This is a genomic window from Dyella flagellata, from assembly GCF_030160275.1.
Taxonomy (GTDB): Bacteria; Pseudomonadota; Gammaproteobacteria; order Xanthomonadales; family Rhodanobacteraceae; genus Dyella_B; species Dyella_B flagellata.
Genome location: NZ_BSOA01000014.1, coordinates 84,960 through 103,715, shown reverse-complemented (window position 1 = coordinate 103,715; position 18,756 = coordinate 84,960). Strand labels below are relative to the sequence as shown.

The 18,756-nt window shown below is 61.2% G+C and carries 14 protein-coding genes; 6 read left to right on the top strand and 8 right to left on the bottom strand.

Going from position 1 to position 18,756, the window contains the following annotated elements; all coding sequences use genetic code 11:
- Window positions 1–85: 85 nt before the first annotated feature.
- Window positions 86–1,252 carry a trans-sulfuration enzyme family protein gene (locus QQJ96_RS08340; RefSeq protein WP_284331522.1) on the bottom strand — a complete coding sequence of 389 codons (1,167 nt, stop codon included), beginning with the start codon at window positions 1,250–1,252 and terminating at the stop codon, window positions 86–88.
- A 167-nt stretch (window positions 1,253–1,419) separates the two neighbouring features.
- Here QQJ96_RS08340 and rfbB point away from each other — a divergent pair, with 167 nt between their 5' ends.
- The 6 genes from rfbB (at window position 1,420) to QQJ96_RS08310 (ending at window position 7,585) form a co-directional block, all read left to right on the top strand.
- Entirely contained in the window at window positions 1,420–2,469 is a 1,050-nt protein-coding gene (gene rfbB / locus QQJ96_RS08335) for a dTDP-glucose 4,6-dehydratase (protein WP_284331521.1), read from the top strand.
- Window positions 2,466–3,353, top strand: coding sequence for a glucose-1-phosphate thymidylyltransferase RfbA (rfbA, locus tag QQJ96_RS08330; protein WP_284331520.1), 888 nt, complete (start codon window positions 2,466–2,468; stop codon window positions 3,351–3,353). The genes rfbB and rfbA overlap by 4 nt, the downstream gene beginning before the upstream one ends.
- Window positions 3,350–3,907 (top strand): dTDP-4-dehydrorhamnose 3,5-epimerase, encoded by a 558-nt coding sequence (rfbC, locus tag QQJ96_RS08325; RefSeq protein WP_284331519.1) that lies wholly within the window; start codon window positions 3,350–3,352, stop codon window positions 3,905–3,907. The genes rfbA and rfbC overlap by 4 nt, the downstream gene beginning before the upstream one ends.
- Window positions 3,904–4,842 carry a dTDP-4-dehydrorhamnose reductase gene (rfbD, locus tag QQJ96_RS08320; protein ID WP_284331518.1) on the top strand — a complete coding sequence of 313 codons (939 nt, stop codon included), beginning with the start codon at window positions 3,904–3,906 and terminating at the stop codon, window positions 4,840–4,842. Before rfbC ends, rfbD begins: the two co-directional genes overlap by 4 nt.
- Window positions 4,843–6,255, top strand: coding sequence for a mannose-1-phosphate guanylyltransferase/mannose-6-phosphate isomerase (locus tag QQJ96_RS08315; protein ID WP_284331517.1), 1,413 nt, complete (start codon window positions 4,843–4,845; stop codon window positions 6,253–6,255). It abuts the gene before it with no gap.
- A gap of 175 nt (window positions 6,256–6,430) precedes the next feature.
- A complete protein-coding gene (locus QQJ96_RS08310) occupies window positions 6,431–7,585 on the top strand; it encodes an alkaline phosphatase family protein (protein ID WP_284331516.1) in 1,155 nt (384 codons plus the stop codon).
- A 74-nt stretch (window positions 7,586–7,659) separates the two neighbouring features.
- Here QQJ96_RS08310 and QQJ96_RS08305 read toward each other — a convergent pair whose 3' ends face one another.
- From QQJ96_RS08305 to QQJ96_RS08275, 7 genes are all read right to left on the bottom strand, one after another.
- Window positions 7,660–10,089, bottom strand: a complete 2,430-nt coding sequence (locus tag QQJ96_RS08305) for a TonB-dependent siderophore receptor (RefSeq protein ID WP_284331515.1) — start codon at window positions 10,087–10,089, stop codon at window positions 7,660–7,662.
- 136 nt (window positions 10,090–10,225) lie between these two features.
- Window positions 10,226–11,224, bottom strand: a complete 999-nt coding sequence (locus QQJ96_RS08300) for a FecR family protein (RefSeq protein ID WP_284331514.1) — start codon at window positions 11,222–11,224, stop codon at window positions 10,226–10,228.
- The gene (locus tag QQJ96_RS08295) at window positions 11,224–11,748 is read right to left on the bottom strand and encodes an RNA polymerase sigma factor (protein WP_284331513.1); all 525 of its coding nucleotides are present in this window, start codon (window positions 11,746–11,748) and stop codon (window positions 11,224–11,226) included. Before QQJ96_RS08295 ends, QQJ96_RS08300 begins: the two co-directional genes overlap by 1 nt.
- 14 nt (window positions 11,749–11,762) lie before the next feature.
- Window positions 11,763–12,872: a VirK/YbjX family protein gene (locus QQJ96_RS08290; RefSeq protein ID WP_284331512.1), complete on the bottom strand. Its 1,110-nt coding sequence runs from the start codon at window positions 12,870–12,872 to the stop codon at window positions 11,763–11,765.
- A 159-nt stretch (window positions 12,873–13,031) separates the two neighbouring features.
- A complete protein-coding gene (locus QQJ96_RS08285) occupies window positions 13,032–14,507 on the bottom strand; it encodes an efflux transporter outer membrane subunit (RefSeq protein ID WP_284331511.1) in 1,476 nt (491 codons plus the stop codon).
- Window positions 14,504–17,680, bottom strand: coding sequence for an efflux RND transporter permease subunit (locus tag QQJ96_RS08280; RefSeq protein WP_284331510.1), 3,177 nt, complete (start codon window positions 17,678–17,680; stop codon window positions 14,504–14,506). The genes QQJ96_RS08285 and QQJ96_RS08280 overlap by 4 nt, the downstream gene beginning before the upstream one ends.
- Window positions 17,677–18,753, bottom strand: a complete 1,077-nt coding sequence (locus tag QQJ96_RS08275; RefSeq protein ID WP_284331624.1) for an efflux RND transporter periplasmic adaptor subunit — start codon at window positions 18,751–18,753, stop codon at window positions 17,677–17,679. Before QQJ96_RS08275 ends, QQJ96_RS08280 begins: the two co-directional genes overlap by 4 nt.
- Window positions 18,754–18,756 lie beyond the last annotated feature (3 nt).

Genomic DNA, 18,756 nt, shown 5'->3' with positions numbered 1-18,756 from the left:
CCATTTTACTAACATCGATATTCCCATATTCGGATTAGTTCAGGCACGCTACCAGCTAGACACCCGTCGAGGATGCCGCACGAATCTAGGCTAACGAATGCTCTAATTCGCTTTTGAGGTCAACGATATCTTCCAATCCCACTGACAGCCTGATTAGACCGTCCGTAATGCCTAGCATACGGCGGCGCGAAACCGGTATGGAGGCATGGGTCATCGTGGACGGTTGCTCGATCAGGCTCTCCACACCGCCGAGGGATTCTGCGAGCGCAAACAATTCGCAGCGCTTAAGCATTTTGTGCGCGCCCTTTCCACCACCCGCAAGCTCAATTGAAATTATTCCACCGAAGCCATCCATCTGTCGGGCCGCCAAACGGTGTTGCGGGTGACTTTTCAAGCCAGGATAGATAACTTGCTTAACGGCGGGATGCTGTTCAAGCCAACGCGCCAACTCCAACGCCCCATTGCAATGGGCCTTCATCCTGAGATGCAAGGTTTTCAGCCCCCGCATCGCCAGGAAGGAATCAAAAGGTCCTGCAATGGCGCCCACCGAGTTCTGCAGGAACGCCATCCGTTCAGCAAGCTCCGCGCTACCAGCCACAGCGATGCCGCCGACCATATCGGAGTGCCCATTCAGGTACTTGGTGGCCGAATGGACGACCAAATCCGCACCATGCTCCAGCGGGCGCTGCAGGATCGGCGAGCAGAACGTGTTATCCACCACCAGGATTAACCCATGCTTTTTAGCAAACTTGGCCAACTTGGCCAAGTCCACCAGCTTCAGCATGGGATTGGTAGGAGTCTCAGCCCAGATCATTCGCGTGCTCGGCTTGAGCGCGGCCTTCAGGGCATCGCCGTCGTTAAGGTCGATGAAACTAAAGTCCAGCCCTGCAGATCGACGCCGAACCCGCTCAAATAGGCGATAGCTGCCGCCGTACAAATCATCCATAGCGATGACATGGCTGCCAGAATCCAACAGATCGAGCACGGTGGCCGCAGCTGCCAACCCCGAGCCAAATGCGAAGCCTGCTACCCCACCCTCCAGCTCTGCCACGCAGCGTTCATACGCCATGCGAGTAGGATTTTGTGTGCGCGAGTATTCATAACCCTTGTGCTTCCCGGGACTCTGCTGCACGTATGTGGATGTCGCATAGATGGGCGTCATGATGGCGCCCGTGCTGGAATCAGGGTGCTGACCGGCGTGAATAGCGCGTGTACCTAAGCCGTGCGGGTGACGCTTGCTGGTTGATTTCATGCTTGCTGTAGCCCCGAGTCAAGTGATCGGCAAACCAGATATATTACCCGTTTTGCGCTGAACCTTCACGGGCCAAAGGCGACTCCCGGTTCCATTCGGGCACCTCGTGTAGTCTGATCGCTGCTTGTCGCCCTATGACAAAATAGAGCCCCCATTCGGAGTCACACATGAAAACACTGCTCGTGACCGGCGGAGCCGGGTTTATCGGAGCCAATTTTGCACTCCAGGCGGTAGCGGATGGCCTACGCGTAGTGAACCTGGATAAGCTCACATACGCAGGAAATCTCGATACGCTGGAATCATTGGACGGCAGCGACAACCATATTTTCGTGCACGGCGATATCGGCGATCGCCAAATGGTAGCCGATCTACTGCAGAAGCATCGCGCTGATGCCATTGTGAATTTTGCCGCAGAATCTCACGTTGACCGCTCGATTGAAGGTCCTGCTGCTTTCGTTCATACCAATGTGGTGGGTACGCTGGGCCTGCTTGAAGCCGCAAGAGATTACTGGAGGTCCCTGGAAGGTTCGCGCAAGGAATCCTTCCGGTTCCTGCACGTGTCCACCGACGAGGTGTACGGCTCTCTCGGGGAAACAGGCAAGTTCACCGAAAGCACCCCATACGCACCAAATTCACCTTATTCCGCATCTAAAGCCGCCTCCGATCACTTGGTACGTGCCTTTCATCATACTTACGGTCTCCCAACCCTTACGACCAATTGCTCCAACAACTACGGACCGTTCCAGTTTCCGGAAAAGCTAATCCCCCTCGTGATACAGAAGGCCATGGCCGGGGAACCGCTGCCGGTCTACGGCGACGGCCTGAACATCCGCGACTGGCTGTTCGTGGGCGATCACTGCAGCGCTATCCGCCGAGTGCTGAACGATGGCCGCGTAGGCGAGACCTACAACGTGGGTGGCAACGCTGAACGCACGAACATCGCTGTAGTGAACACGATCTGCACCCTGCTCGATGCCAAGAGTCCGCTCGCTGATGGCCGCGCGCGCGCGTCGCTGATTACCTACGTAAAGGACCGCCCGGGACACGATCGGCGTTATGCCATCGACTCAAGCAAACTGCAACGCGAACTGGGCTGGCAGCCGTCGCACAGCTTTGAAAGCGGCATCGAGGCCACCGTTGACTGGTACCTCACCAACCAACCGTGGGTGCAGCGCGTACTCGACGGCAGCTATCGGATGGAGCGCCTGGGAGTATGAGCACGCGCAAGGGCATCATCCTGGCCGGCGGCTCCGGCACGCGCCTCTACCCGATCACCCAGGCAGTCAGCAAGCAGCTTTTGCCGGTCTACGACAAGCCGATGATCTTCTACCCGTTGGCTACCCTGATGCTGGCTGGAATTCGCGAGATACTGGTGATCAATACCCCCCATGAGCAAAGCTTGTTTCAGCGCCTGCTTGGGGATGGCTCGCAGTGGGGTATCGATATCCGCTATGCCGTGCAGCCCTCGCCGGAGGGCCTTGCCCAGGCCTTCCTAATCGGCAAAGACTTCATTGGCAACAACCCAAGTTGCCTAGTGCTGGGCGACAACATCTTCTATGGGGTAGGGCTGACGGAACGCCTCAAGCGCGCAGATGCTCGCCAAGATGGAGCCACAGTATTTGGCTATTTCGTGAGAGATCCTGAGCGCTATGGCGTGGCGGAATTTGGCACCGATGGCCGTGTGATCGGCCTGGAGGAAAAACCCGCTAAACCCAAGTCGAATTACGCCGTGACCGGCCTCTACTTCTACGACGCCCGCGCCTGCCATTACGCAGCGGAACTCAAGCCTTCACCGCGTGGAGAGCTGGAAATCACCGATCTCAATCGCCGCTATCTGGAGGACAATTCGTTGCATCTGGAACAGCTTGGCCGCGGCTACGCCTGGCTGGACACCGGCACCCACGAATCCCTGATGGAAGCCGGCAACTACATCGAAACCATCGAGAACCGCCAGGGACTGAAGGTGTGCTGCCCCGAAGAGGTGGCCTATAACAATGGCTGGATCGATGCCGAGCAGGTCAAACGCCTCGCAGCTCCGCTGCTGAAGACCGGCTACGGTCAATATCTCGTCCATCTTGTTGAACAGGGTCTCGTCAAATGAAGGTCATCCAGACCGCCTTGCCGGGCGCCGTCGTCATCGAACCCCAGGTTTTTGGCGACGCACGCGGCTTCTTCTACGAAAGCTACAACCAGGCCAAATATCACGCCGCCGGCATCACTTCCACCTTCGTACAGAGCAATGTCTCGCGCTCAAGCAAGGGCGTGCTGCGCGGCCTGCATTACCAATGGCCCAATCCACAGGGCAAGCTGGTCAGCGTGCTGGAGGGCGAGGTCTACGATGTGGCCGTGGATATTCGGCGCGGCTCGCCCACTTTCGGCCAATGGGCCGGCGTGATGCTTAGCGCCGACAACCATCGGCATTTCTGGATTCCGGAAGGCTTTGCGCACGGCTTCTGCGTGGTGTCCGATCACGCCACGTTTTCCTATCAGTGCACGGCGCTATACGACGCGAAAGCCGATGCGGGCGTTCGCTGGAACGATGCGGCGATTGGCATAGATTGGCCGATCAGCGCACCACAGCTTTCCGATAAAGATCTGAAGGCGCCCTTGCTGACCGATGTCCATGCAGAAAGACTGCCCCTATTCGCCGAATGAACAATATCCTGTTGCTTGGTGCCAATGGCCAGCTTGGCCGTAGTTTTATCGAACATGGCGAACTGTCCACGCTGGGCAGCGTTTTCGCAGCCAGCCGGGACGGTACACGCTTCGATGGGGGGGCGGCCGAAATAGCCGATCTCTCAACGCCGGCCACGCTGCATGCGGTATTGGACAAGCTACGTCCCAGCGTCATCATCAACACCGCAGCCTATACCGCAGTGGATCGCGCCGAGCAGGAAGAGCCGCTGGCCACGACGGTAAACGGCGAAGCGGTTGGCGTCATTGCGCGCTGGGCTGCAGCGCATCAAGCACTGATCGTGCACTACTCAACCGACTATGTGTTCGATGGGCGTGCCACGGCGCCCTACGCGGTCGATGCAACGACTGCGCCGCTAGGTGCGTACGGACGAAGCAAACTCGCCGGCGAGCAGGCACTGCAAGCCAGCGGAGCCTCCTATCTGCTGTTCCGCACCGCCTGGGTTTACGCACCGCATGGCCACAACTTCCTGCGTACCATGCTGCGACTGGGGGCCGAGCGCGATGAGCTGCGTGTGGTCGCAGATCAACACGGCGCTCCCACCAGCACGGATATCATCGTCCGCGCCACGCTTGCCGCTTTGACGGCATGGCAAGTGGCCGCCCCCGAAGAGCGGGTAAGACTGCAGGGAGTCCACCACCTGGTCGCCAGCGGTCATACCAGCTGGCACGGCTTCGCCGAGGCAATCTTGGAAAAAGCCCACACCCACGGGCTGATCCCGCGCAAGCCGAAGGTTTTGCCGATCAGCACGGCCGACTACCCCACCCCAGCCCAGCGTCCCGCCTGGTCAGTGCTGGACAACCAAGGCTTCGAGCAGCACTTCGGCTATGCTTTGGCCGATTGGCAGCAAGGCCTGAACCATGTTCTGGACACCCTCGCGAAGCAGGCTCGTTAAATGCTGATCCCCTTGATCCTCAGTGGCGGTAGCGGTACGCGCCTGTGGCCAGTCTCGCGCCGGAACCTGCCCAAGCAATTCCTGTCGCTCAGCGGCGAGGGAACCCTTTTCCAACAAACGGTTGCACGGACGCAAAAGCTGCCGGAAGTTGCCGCTCCTATCGTCGTCGCCAGCGAGGACCATCGCTTTCTTGCCGCCGATCAGTTGCTGGAAGCGGGCGTACAAGGCGCCACTATCCTGCTGGAACCGGTAGCGCGCAATACCGCTCCGGCCATCGCCCTGGGCGCCCTGAAGGCGGTAGAGCACGATCCGCAGGCGATTCTGCTGGTCCTTCCCGCCGATCACCTAATCGGCGATACGGAAAACTTTGTTGCCGCAGTACAACAAGCCCTGCCCGCCGCCCGTGACGGCTGGCTGGTGACCTTCGGGGTCCGCCCGGACCGCCCGGAAACCGGCTTTGGCTACATTCGCCGCGCGGAGTCGATCGGCGGCAACGCGTTCCGGGTGGAGCGATTCGTGGAGAAGCCGGATCTGGTCACCGCCGAAAGCTACCTCAAGGACGGCGGTTACGACTGGAACTCGGGCATGTTCCTGTTCAAGGCGGCTCGCTACCTGGAGGAGCTGGGCCAGCATGCTGCAGAAATGCTCGAAGCGGTACGCCAGGCGTACGCCACCGGGCACAGCGATCTGGATTTCGTGCGCGTGGATGCCGAAGCCTTTGCCAAGGTTCCGGACAACTCCATCGACTACGCGGTGATGGAAAAGACCTCTCGCGCCGCGGTGGTTCCGGTGAGCTGCGCCTGGAGCGACATCGGATCATGGTCGGCACTGTGGCTATCGGGCCAGCATGACGAGCACGGCAATCAGCGCGAGGGCGACACGCTTACGGTCAACACGCGCAATTCACTGCTGCGTTCGCATGACCGCCACATGATTGCCACGGTGGGCGTAGAAGACCTGATCGTGGTGAGCACGCCGGACGCCACCTTGGTCGCGCACCGCCATGCTGCGCAGGACGTCAAGAAGGTGGTCGACCAGCTCAAGGCCTCTGGCCGTACCGAACATTCCTTCCACCGCGTGGTACATCGTCCTTGGGGCAGTTACGACTCGCTGGAAGCGGGCGGACGCTTCCAGGTCAAGCGCATCGTGGTGAAGCCGGGTGCCAGTCTAAGCCTGCAAAAGCATCATCATCGCGCGGAGCACTGGATCGTGGTTTCCGGCACGGCTGAGGTCACCTGCGACGAAAAGGTGTTCCTGCTGGCGGAAAACCAAAGCACCTACATTCCCCTCGGCAGCGTGCACCGCCTGCGCAACCCCGGCAAAGTCCCGTTGGAGTTGATCGAAGTGCAGTCCGGCAGCTACCTGGGCGAGGACGATATCGTGCGCTTCGACGACGTGTACGGGCGCGCCTGATCGAGCCTCCGCTTCATCCCCTGCTTGCGCAAGGGATGAAGCGGCCATGGCGGCTCGAAAACGTAAGCATGCGCTGACGGGGCGCTATGACTTTCGCCCGACTTGATCCCTACGCCCAAGGCGGCTGCAATAGGCATTGCACCCCACCCAAAGCGCCAGCCCCAAGGACCCCCGGATGCCTTATCTCCCGCCCTCTTTCTCCCTGCATCACAGGCTGACGCGCCGCTGTCTTTTCTTCGCTGCATGGCTGATGGCGCTGAGCACCTCGGTCACCTGCCTGGCTGCCACATCATCGGCGCCGCCACCGATCCGGCACGTCTTCATCATCATGCTGGAGAATGAATCCTACCCGGTCACCTTCGGCCCGCAATCGATTGCTCCGTATCTCGCCCGCGAGCTGCCCAAGCAAGGTGCGCTGCTGCCCAACTACTACGGCATTGGCCACTACAGCCTGGACAACTACATCGCCATGATCAGCGGGCAGGCGCCCAATCCGGCCACGCAAGCGGACTGCCCCACCTTCAGCGAATTCATGCCCACGGCCAAGAGGCTCGATGCAAACGGACAATTGCCAGGCACCGGTTGCATCTATCCCAAGCGCGTGAACACCCTCGCCAATCAGCTCACCGATGCAGGCTACACCTGGAAGGCGTACATGGAGGACATGGGCAAGGATCCCGTACGCGAATCATCCACCTGTGCGCACCCGGTAGTCGGCACTCCCGACATCACCGAACACGCCACGCCGCAGGACCAATATGCCGCCAAGCATGATCCGTTCGTCTACTTCCACAGGATCATCGACGACAAGAATTACTGCGGCAGCCGCGTGGTGAACCTCGATCATCTCATCGCCGATCTCGCCAAGCTCGACAGCACGCCGAACTTCGTCTACGTCACGCCCAACCTCTGCCATGACGGCCACGACGCCCCCTGCAAGAGCGGCGAGCCTGGTGGCTTGATTTCCGCCGACGCCTTCCTGCGCACCTGGGTGCCGCGCATCGTTGATTCGCCTGCTTTCAAGCAGGATGGCTTGCTGATCATCACCTTCGATGAGGGCAACGACGGCAAAGCCTGCTGCAACGAAAAGCCATTGCCGGGCGGCCCGCAGCCCGGCGGCAAGATCGGTCCCGGCGGCGGCCAGATCGGTGCCGTGCTGCTGTCGCCGTATATCGCGCCCGGCACACAGTCCAACGTGGAATACAACCACTATGGCTTGCTGCGCAGCCTGGAAAACATCTTTGGCTTGTCGCACCTGGGCTATGCGCAGGACAACAAGCTCAATACGTTCGGCCGTGATGTGTTCACTGCGCATCCCGCATCCCCGTAATCCCTGCCCGAGGCGCCCCCTGAAGTACGGGTGGCGCCCTTTATTGCGCGCGAGAAGAAAAGCTTGAATGCGAACTAAAAATCGACGGTTCCGCTCAACAAGTAGGTCCGATGGTTGTCCAGCGGCACAAAGCTGTCCAAGGGCAAAAAGGTTCCATCCAACGTCGGGCTATAAGGGCTGTATAAATTCCTGTCCAGCAGGTTCTTCACACCCAACGTGACACTCCAGCGCGGCGCCCGGTAGAACACGTTCATATCCACCCTCGCCTGCCCAGGGATGTCGATGTCATCCCCGCTGGATAGCTCTCCCAGGCTGCGGCTGCGCGCCGCCACACCGCCCGCCACGCCAAATCCGCGTAACAAGCTGCCCTGAAAGCTGTAACTTGCCCATAGATTGAACAGCTGCTGCGGCTGTCCCGTAGCAGGAGTGCCGTCGTTGTTGTGCACTGATGCGCGTGTGTAGGCGCTGCTTATATCCAAGCCCGGCGCTACCCGTCCGTTGTACTCGATCTCGAAGCCCTGGTTCGACTGCCCCGGTCCGGGGACGATGGGATACGGCGGCTTCGACGAGAACTGATCGTAGCTGTGGTCGAGCATGATGCGATAAGCAGCCACTGTCAGGCGTGCACGGTGCTGGAACAGATCGAACTTCGTACCGGCTTCGATTTGCCGTGACAGCGACGGTGGCAGTGGGCGCCCGTTGTTGCCGAGGTCCGTATACGGCTGGAAGCCGTTCGATGTATTGGCATATAGCGAGATATCGGGCGTCAGCTTGTAGAGCAGGCCGAAGTTGGGCACCCAGCGTACGCGATAGGGATACCAAGGCGTACCGTCGGGATAAGTGGTATTCAGTCGATAGGTGGCGCGACGCCATGCCAGCAGGGCTTGCAGGCGATCGCCGAGATGGACCTGGTCCTGAAAGAACAACCCGGTTTCCGTCGCCCACGGATTGCCCGAGGAATAACCGTTGGCGTAATCGTCCGGCGACAATTGCGAAGTTGGCGTTGGCAACGCCCCGCCTGTGAAGATGTTATACGGCGTCCCGATGCCAAAATTGCTGAACGCATTGACGCTGTTGCCGCTCTGTATGCGCGAATAATCGAAACCCACCATCACCGTGTGCTGCATCCAGCCATGCCCGAATTCAGCCACCAGGTCGTTTTGCACTGTGTAGTACGTGTCTGACGACCGAATCTGTTGAGCTAGCGCAGTGGCGTCGCCGGATGGCTGGATGCCTTCCATCACCCAGCGCTGCAGATCGATCGACTCGCGCACGTATTGCGCACGACTGCGGAATGTCCATGCATCGTTGAAGCGGTGCTCGAACATGTAGAACGCTCGTCGTGTTTCAACCGAAGTGTGATCGTTCGGGTTGTCCATCAGCAAACCCGGCGGCGAGGCCGTGCCCATGCTTGAGCCGAGCAGCACCGTATGATCGGGAATCGGCATCCGGTTCATCATCCAGGACAGCCCGGCGATGAACGTTGTGTTCGGCGTGGACCAGCCAATCGATGGCGCGACATAACGATTACGTTGCCCGCGCATGCCTTGCGCTGTGCGGTCGGCCACGTCGCCATTCACAACCAGGCGATAACTCAGCGACTTGGCATCATTCAACGGGCCAGCCAGATCCACACCAAGCTGCTTTTCACCGTGCTCCCCGACCGAAACCGTGAGTCTATGGATCGGATCGCTCTGCGGCTTTTTCAGTACGATATCGATCAGGCCGCCAAAATTATTGTCGGCCGAGGTATCGCCAAGTATGGCCTGCGGCCCCTTCAGCACCTCGACACGTTCCACCGCAACCATCGGTGGGTAATCCCCCACACCCGAAACGTGGTTGGGCATGCCGTCCGTCATGCCGTTACCGGCGATGAATCCACGCACGTCGAAGGCCGGCAACCCGCTCGTACCACCCACAGACTGCGCACCAGCCACGTTGCGGATTGCATCGGCGATGGTCTGTACCTGTTCCGATTGCAGCAGGCTTTGGGTAACGACACCCACGGATTGGGGAACATCCAGAGGATCGGATACCATGCGCCCGGGCCCGCCGTTGACGTCCGCCATGAAGCCCGCATCCTTCCCCACCAGCCCGATGGCCTGGATCGGCGGCAGCAAGGTGGTCGCCGTCTCAGCAACCAATGAGCGTTTGGACGACTGAATAGGGGCCACTGCACGCGGCTTCACTACCACCGTGCGTGCGTCACGAAACTCAAAGTTCAAGTTCGTGCCTTCCAGTAAGCGCGTCAACGCCGCCGCAGGGGTCAACGTGCCGCTCACCGCATGCGAACGCAAGGCCTCCACCGTCTGTCCGGCGGTAAGCACCTGCACATTAGCCTGCTTGTCGAACTCGATCAGGGCGGTAGCCAATGATTGCGCAGGTATATCAAAACGCACGCCAGCCGGCTGCTCCGCCGCATATGCGGGCGCCAGACCTGCCATCCCAACAGCCATTCCCATCGTCAGGCTGCCGCAAGCCGGCAACCAGGCAATCCGCCTCATGATTTACGTCGACTCCACGTGAAATCATGAGTGTACACGCAGGCTGCCAGCTGGCATCACCTACATGTCATACGTCATCCATAAGGGCTCAAGGAAATACCGGCGAACCCGAAGCTTGTTGCCGACGCACTGTTGCTTAACGGGTGGCATGCCTCGCATCGGACAACACGATCCCATTAGCCTGCTTGCTCACGCGCAATGGGAATACCTCGGGCAAGGCATCTACCCAGCTGTCGATGGCATCCGTACGAATGGTACCGGTGTAACTCAACGCATTCAGGTCCGCGTCGGCGACATGCACGGGCTTGCTGGCGTAGCGGTCCAGATTGGCGACTACCACACTCAACGGTTCATCGATGAATTCCAGACGATTCTGGCGCCATGCTGTGGCCTGCGCCGGGGTCACGATATCGACGACGAAATTCGATTTGTCCGAATCGTAGGTTACCCGCTGGCCCGCAGTGGCCTCCAACGTACTGTGCGGCCTGACTTGCAGGCGCCGACTGCTGATCGCCACCCGCCCCTGCGTCACTGCGACCGTTACCCGCTCGCCTGTGCGACGGACGTCGAACGCGGTGCCGATATCGCGCACTGTCATATTGCCGATGGTCACCACGAACGGACGGCGATCATCATGCACCACGTTGAAGTAGGCCTCGCCGTCAGTGATCTCGACGCTGCGCTGATCGTTGCTGTATTTCACGCTCAGCCTGGAGGCCGCACCCAGCGCCACCTTCGTGCCATCCGGCAGGCTGAATTCGCGATTCTGCCCCACTCCGCTTTGGTACACCACCTGGGGAGTCACAACCACGGCGAAGTGCGTCCAACCGACATAGAGCGCCCCGGACAGCATGACTGCTGCGATCGATGCCGCCGCTGCCAGCGGAAACCAGCGCCGCTGCGGCGGTGCAGGACGCGCAAAGGCGCGGATCAGCCCTTGGCGCGATACCTGATCAAGCCCGCCCAGGCGTTCGGCCAGCTCGTTCAGACGCTCGAACGTTTCCAAGTGCCGTTCATCTTGACCCGCCCACTCCAGCCATTGCTCGATCACTTCTCCGCCTGCGTCGGCCTCGCGCAAACGCACCCACCAATCGGCAGCTGCCTGCACGACGGGGTCTTGTTGTTTGTAGGTCATCACGCCCCCTCCTTCTCGTCGACATACGCGCGGCAGTGAGCCAGCGCGTTGGCAACGTGGTAGCGCACCATGCGCTCGCTTAGTTTCATGGTTTGCGCGACATGGCTGAAATCGCGCCCCTCGATTACATGCATCACAAACGCCTGGCTAGTTTTGGCCGGCAACTCTCTCAAGGCCTGACGAACGCCCGCCACCTGTTCCACCGCCATGGCGTGATGATCCGGCCTGTGTTCATCTACCGGCTCGTCCTGCGACTGCACCACCGCGAAATCGCTGCGCACCTTGCGCTTGCGCAGGCGATCGATGGCGAGATTGCCTGCCACCTTGAACAAATAGCCGCGCAGCGAATCGACTTCCTCGCGGTTGTCCATGGTCAGCATGCGCAAATACGCTTCCTGCGCGACTTCCTGCGCATCCGAAAACGAATTGAGGCGACACTGCAGAAAGGCGATCAGCGCGCGGTTGTGCTCGCGAAATAGCTTTTCGATATCGGCCACGTGCACGGATAGCGTCACGGCGCTCATACCCTTATGGACCGTTAAAGCCTGCCATAAACCGGGAACGCTATGCGTGATGCTTCTTGGTCTGTCTTCCTGAACGCAGGTAAGGGCTGCGCCAGGGCGTCCGCCAGCAGTCCCTCAGCCTCCCGCCGCAAGGCCTCGCGGCGACGGAACGCGGCGCGATGGTTGCTGGGCACTTCCGCCTCCGACTTGTGCGTAAGCGAGCCGGGCAACGCATACCACCCGCCACCGATGCGCTCACCGCGTTGCTCTTCCCAGAACGCGTCGTAATCGGAAAACAGCGGGCGGCCACTGCGGCGCAGCGGATGGGCATCGTTGCTGATCGCTACCAGACGCTGGATGCCGTATTGCTGCGCAAAGGTGTAGACCAGCGACAGCATCAATTGCTTGGGCCGCATGCCATGCAGGTTGCGGGTGAGCTCGCGAACCACGTCCCTGGCATTTTCGCCACTCGGTCCTTGCAGGCAACCGATCATCAGCGCAGGCTGCTCGTCCGCGACCGTGAAGACGATGCTGTACAGCGGCTCTTCGTTCGCGTCGCACAGTTGCAGGCAAAGCTCGCCTTCGCAGCCCTTGTAGATCGGAGGCCGCAGGCAGAGCGTAAGCAGCGAGCCGTCCTTGGCCGTAACGCTTCCTAGACTTGCATGGCCCGTGGCATAGACCAGTTCATATAAACCAGCTGGCAAGTGCGCCTTCGCAAACCGGTAATGCTGCTGCAGGTAGGTCAGACGGTCGCGACGATGCCAATGCGCATTGACGTAACGGTGCATGTGCCGCTCCAGCAGACGGGGATCACGCCGCCGGTAGGCGCGCATGACCGGATCGGCGGCTATCAGCGCCAGAAAGCGTTCGTGCTGCGCCGCCAAACACAGGCTGCGCGCGACGTACTTCAACGCCGTGATGCCGCGCTTGTACCAAGGCCCGGTCCAGTCCTGGCGATGACGTAGCGAATCGAACATGTTTGCCAACGCGCCCGCTTGCGCTGCATCGTTGACGGCGACACGGGACCTGTCGACGGGCAATGAGATTCGGGCTCGGCGCGGCTCGGGCGCATAGGCGCCAGGGGGCAGGAAGGCTTCGAGACCGATGCCCAGGACGCCTGCAGGGGGGTGATTTGGCTTGTTCAAGGAGGTTCGTTCCATCGGAAAACATGGGCGGTTTTCCAGATAGACGTTTCAGCCCCGGCATTTTGAAATGGGCTACCTGACCCGGGCCAGGTCGAGGCGCCATCCCCCGCCTCGGATCAAGCCGGGGACAGGGGCCTGGCGTTAGCGGGCAGGCAGGCCTCAGTGCCGCAAATTCTCCGCGAGCGTCTCCGGCTGAGGCGTTCCCATCGCCTGGAACAGCGCCGCCGTATCGGCCAGCCGCGCCGCCCTGGCCTGTATTTCCGTTAGCCTTGCGTTCTGCCAGTGCTGCTCGGTGAGCACCATCGACGGGTAGGAAATCGCACCCAGGCGATAACGCGCATCGGCGTTGGCAAACGATTGCTCCGCGGCATTGGCCGCCGCTTGCGCCGCCTCAAGGGTCGAAGCATCCTGATCCAAGGCGGTCAAAGTATCGGCCACGTTCTGAAAGGCATTCAGTACCGTCTGTTGATAGTCGGCGATCGCCGCGTTGTAGCTGGCAATGGCTGCCTTGCGTTTGGCGATCAGCTCGCCGCCGTGGAAAATCGGCTGGGTAAGCGAAAGCCCCGCACTCCATACCGACCCCGCGCTGGTGAACAGGTTCGACGGCTTGAACGCCTCGGTGCCGATCGCCGCGGACAGCGAAATTTGCGGAAACAGGTTCGCGGTGGCCACCCCTACCTGTGCGGAAGCCGCATGCACCGACGCCTCCGCAGCCAGCACGTCCGGCCGTTGCCGCAGCAGATCCGAAGGCACGCTCACTGGCACGCTTGCTGGCAGATGCAGATCCGCCAGCATGAGATTCGCCGGTGCCCGATCGGGAGTGCGCCCCAGCAGTACTGCCAATGCGTGCCGCGCCCTTTCAGCCTGGGCGCGTAGCGGCGGCAGCGAAGCGTCGATGCTCGCGGCTTGCTGCTGAAGACTCAGCGCATCGTCTTGCGACGCCCCGCCGAGACGATACTGACGTTCGGTCAGACCGGCCTGGTTGTGAGCCAGCTTGGAAAGTCGCTCGGTGGTGCGAACCTGTTCCTCCAACGAGGCGGCGTTGATCGCCGCGATCACGATGTTGGCCGCCAACGTGCGCTTGGCCGCATCGAACTCGTAGGACTGCTGATCCACCTGCGCGGCGGTCTGCTCGATACCATGCCGCCGCGCGCCAAACACATCGAAGTTGTAGCTGAGTGCCAATTGCCCCGCGTAGACGTCGTACAGATTGGTCGGCGGCCCAAAAGACGGAAAGCCCAGCGCACGCTGCCGACTGCTTTGTGCTTGTGCATCCAGCGACGGCAGCATGGCCGCGCCAACCTGTGCACGCAGCAACTGATGCGCCGATTCCAATGTGTGCTTCGTCGCGACGAGGGAAGGATTGTTGCGCAAGCCCTCCTCCACCCAAGCGTTGAGCGTGGCGTTGCCGTATTCGCGCCACCACTCTGGTACGGCGCGTTCGCCCAGACCGTAGTGCTGCGACACGCCGTCCACCTTCACGGAGTTCGCAGGCAATGGCTCGGCGGTGTAGTGCTCCGGCGAGGGTGAGGCTGGTGGCTTGGCGGGCGGGGCGAAGGCGCATCCCGCCAACAACAGGGTGGCCGCCAGAGTGGTCGTGCGCACTACGGGAACGAGGCTGTGTGCGGATTTCATGCGGCAACCTCCGGCTCGCTTGCGGGTTCATCGGCGTGTACGCGAAACCAGGCTGCATACAGCGCGGGCAAATAGAACAACGTAAGTACAGTTGCAACGGTGATGCCGCCCATCAGGGCCGTGGCCATCGGCCCGAAAAAGTTGCTGCGCAGAAGCGGAATCAGCGCCAGCACCGCCGCCGCCGCCGTCAACGTAATCGGACGGAAACGCCGCACCGTGGCACCGACGATCGCCTCCCAGCGCGCATGCCCGGCACGGATGTCCTGTTCGATCTGGTCGACCAGGATCACCGAGTTGCGCATGATGATGCCGAACATGGCAATCGTCCCAAGCATCGCCACGAAGCCGTATGGCTGATGCAACAGCAACAGCGCAAGTACCACACCAATCAAGCCCAGCGGCGCGGTGAGCACCACCATGAAGGTGCGGCCGATGCTTTGCAGCTGAATCATCAACAGTACCAGCACGGCGACCAGCAATACCGGCATCTGCACATTGACCGAGGTCTGCGCTTTTTCGTTCTGCTCCACCGAACCGCCCACTTCGACGCGATAGCCCACCGGCAAATGGGCGCGGATGCCGGCCAATTTTTTGTCGACCGCGTTGGTGACGTCCAATCCCTGTGCGCCATTGCGGGTGTCGGCCTGCACGGTGATCGAAGGCTGGCGATCGCGCTCCCAGATCACGCCATACTCAAGGCCGTAGCTCACGTGACCCAGTTGCGCGAGCGGTATCGCCGTGCCACTGGCTGTCGGTATCGCCAGGCGCTCGATTTGGTCGGGATGGATACGATCACCCTGTTCGCTGCGCAGATCCACCGCGATCAGCTTGTCGCGCTCACGCAATTGCGTGACCGTGGTGCCCGACAAGTTCATGGCGAGGAAGTCGGCAATGTCCTTGGAGGTAAGTCCCAGTTGCCGCGCCTTGAACTGGTCCACCTCAAAACGCACGGATCGTTCCGCCGGCTCGTCCCAGTCGAACTGCACGTTGCTGGTATCGGGGTTGGCGCGCATCACCCCAGCCACCTGGTCGGCAATGCCGCGCACGATAGCGATGTCATCGCCTTCCACGCGAAATTGCACAGGGAAGCCCACTGGCGGGCCGTTTTCCAGCCGGCTTACGCGGGTGCGCACGGCGCTGAACTCACGCTTCAACTCGCCATCCAGGAAACTCGCCAATCGCTCGCGCTGGCTGACGTCCTTCGCGGTGATCACGAACTGCGCGAAATTGGGCTGAGCCAATTGCTGGTCCAGCGGCAGATAGAAGCGCGGTGCACCGCTGCCGACGAAGCTGACGTAATTCGCAATTTCCTTGCGATCCTTCAAGACCGCTTCGAAGCGCCGGGTTTCACGCAAGGTCGCCGCGTACGAGGCGCCTTCCGGCAAGCGCAGATCCACCAGCAATTCCGGACGATCGGAGCTGGGGAAAAACTGCTTGGGCACCAAGGCGAAGCCGGCCAACGCGACCACGAACAGCGCCACGGTGGAAATAAGCACCAGCCAGCGGTGGCGTAGGCACTGGTCCAGCCAACCACGCAAGCGACGATAGAACGCGGTGTCGTAGATCTCGATCTCTTCGCCATCGTGCATGGGCTGCACCGCTCTCGCCGCACGCGCCTCGTTCCAGCGACTGGGCAGGAAACGCGCCCACCACTCCTGGCCGGGTTTGGCGCGCTCGTGATGCTCCGGCAACATGTGGTAGCCGAGTAACGGGATCACGATCACGGCGGCAAACCAGGACACCAGCAAGGCGATCGCCGAAACCTCGAAGATCGAGCGCGTGTATTCGCCGGTACTCGACTTGGCCAGGGCGATCGGCAGGAAGCCCGATACCGTCACCAGCGTGCCGGTAAGCATGGGAAACGCTGTGCTGGTGTAGGCGAACGCAGCCGCGCGCACGCGGCCCCAGCCCTGCTCCAGCTTCACCGACATCATCTCCACCGCGATGATCGCGTCGTCCACCAGCAAGCCAAGCGCCAACACCAGCGTACCCAGCGACACCTTGTGCAAGCCGATGCCGAACAGGTCCATGCACAGCGCAGTGGCGGCCAGCACGAACGGAATGGAGATCACCACCACCATACCGGTGCGAAAACCCAGGCTCAGCAGGCTTACCAGCAGCACGATGGCAACCGCTTCGGCCACCGATTCCAGGAAGTCGTCCACCGAGTGCGACACCGCGTGCGGCATGCTGGTAACCTCCGAGAGCTTCAGGCCAGCCGGCAGGCGCTTTTGCAAGCCACCGATCTTTTCGTCCAGCGCCTTGCCCAGATGGACCACGTCGCCGCCAGGCTGCATGGTCACGCCAATGCCCAGTACCTGCTGGCCCATGAAGCGCATGGTCTGACTGGGCGGATCGTCGTAGCCGCGCCGGATGCTGGCGACGTCGCCCAGGCGGAAGCTTTTGCCGTTGATATGCAGCAGCGTATTGGCCAGCGCGTCGACGTCTTCGAGCTGGCCGCTGGGCCGCACGAATACGCGATCGTCCGCCGTGGTCAGTACGCCGGTCGACGCGACCGCATTTTGTTCGTTGATCGCCTGCCCGATCTGAAGCGGACTGATGCCGAGCTTGGCCAGTTTCGCGTTTGCCACGTCGATGTAGATGTGCTGGTTCTGGTCGCCGAAGTAATCGACCTTGCCCACGCCGGGTACGCGCAGCAATTCCACGCGCAACTGGTCGGCATAATCGTGCAATTGCGCCGGCGTATAGCCGTCACCTTCCAGCGCGTAGATATTGGTGTAGACATCGCCGAACTCATCGTTGAAGAACGGTCCCTGCACGCCTTGCGGCAGTTGGGCGGCGATGTCGCCGACCTTCTTGCGCACCTGGTACCAGGTTTCCGGCACTTCGCTTGCGGGCGCCGAATCCTTGATGTTGAAGAAGATCAGCGATTCGCCGGGCCGCGAATAGCTGCGCAGGAAGTCGGTGTCCGCCGTTTCCTGCAGCTTGCGCGCGATGCGATCGGTCACTTCTTCCTGCACCTGCTGGGCAGTGGCGCCGGGCCAGAAGGTCTGGATCACCATCACTTTGAAGGTGAACGGCGGATCTTCCGACTGCGACAGGTTCTTGTACGAAAGCAGGCCGAACAGCGCGATCAAGCCCATCAGGAAGAACACCAGCGACTGATGGCGCAAGGTCCACGCGGAAAGATTGAAGCGCTCCTCGTGACTCATTGCGGCGCATCCTCGGCATGCGGCGGCGCGACCGCGGTCACCTTTTCACCCACGGAAACGGTGTGCACGCCCTGCATCACGATCCGGTCGCCGGGCTTCAGGCCAGCGGCAAGCAGCACGTCGCGCTCGCCGTAGCGGGATACCGTGACCGGCCGCAGCTCCAGCTTGGAGTCGCCGGGATTGACCAACCAGACGGCTGGATGCTCGCCCTGGTGAAACAAGGCCGTGGCAGGAATCCTCACCACTGCAACGGCCGAGTTGCCGGCTTGCAGGGAGACGTCTGCCGTCATGCCAAGCTGCAGCGACGCGTCGGGGTGATCGACCGAGAGCTTGACCAGATACGTGTGCGACTGGGCGTCCGCTGCGGGCGCTATTTCGCGCACATGGGCCGCGTAGGCATGGCTTGGCAGTGCGGGTAGGGTTACCGTCGCGGCCTGCCCAGTAGCGATGCCTCCAACGCGGCTCTCCGGCACGTCGACATAGATCTCGCGCTCGCCCGTCCAGGCAAAGCCGAACACCTGCTGTCCGGCGGCCAGCACCTGCCCCACTTCGGCCTGCCGGCTGGTGATGACGCCATTGTGATCGGCCACGAGCGTGGTATAGCGCGACTGGTTCTGCGCCAGTTCGTATTGCTGTTTCGCCTGATCGCGGCCGGCCAGCGCGGAGGCATAGTTGTCCTGCGTCTGCTGCCACTGCAACTGGCTGATCAGGTTCTGCTTGAACTGCTGTTCGTCGCGGTCGTGCTGCTGGCTGGCGAAGACGAGTCGATGCTCCGCGGCCGCCAACGCGGCCTTGGCGTTGGCCAGTTGCCTGTTGGCATCGGCAGGGTCCAGTTGCGCCAAGGCCTGGCCCTGCTTCACCCGCGCGCCCGGATCGACATAGCGTTCGAGCAACTGCCCGCCCACTCGGAACGACAACGGCATTTCGTAGCGCGCATGCACGTCACCCGGGAAACGGCCGGCCATGGCGCCATCGGACGCTTGCACCGGTAGGGCAATGACCGGTATGGCGGCATCAGCCCCGGGTGCCTTTCGGTCACATCCGGCCAATGAAATCAAAGAGATAGCTATCACATA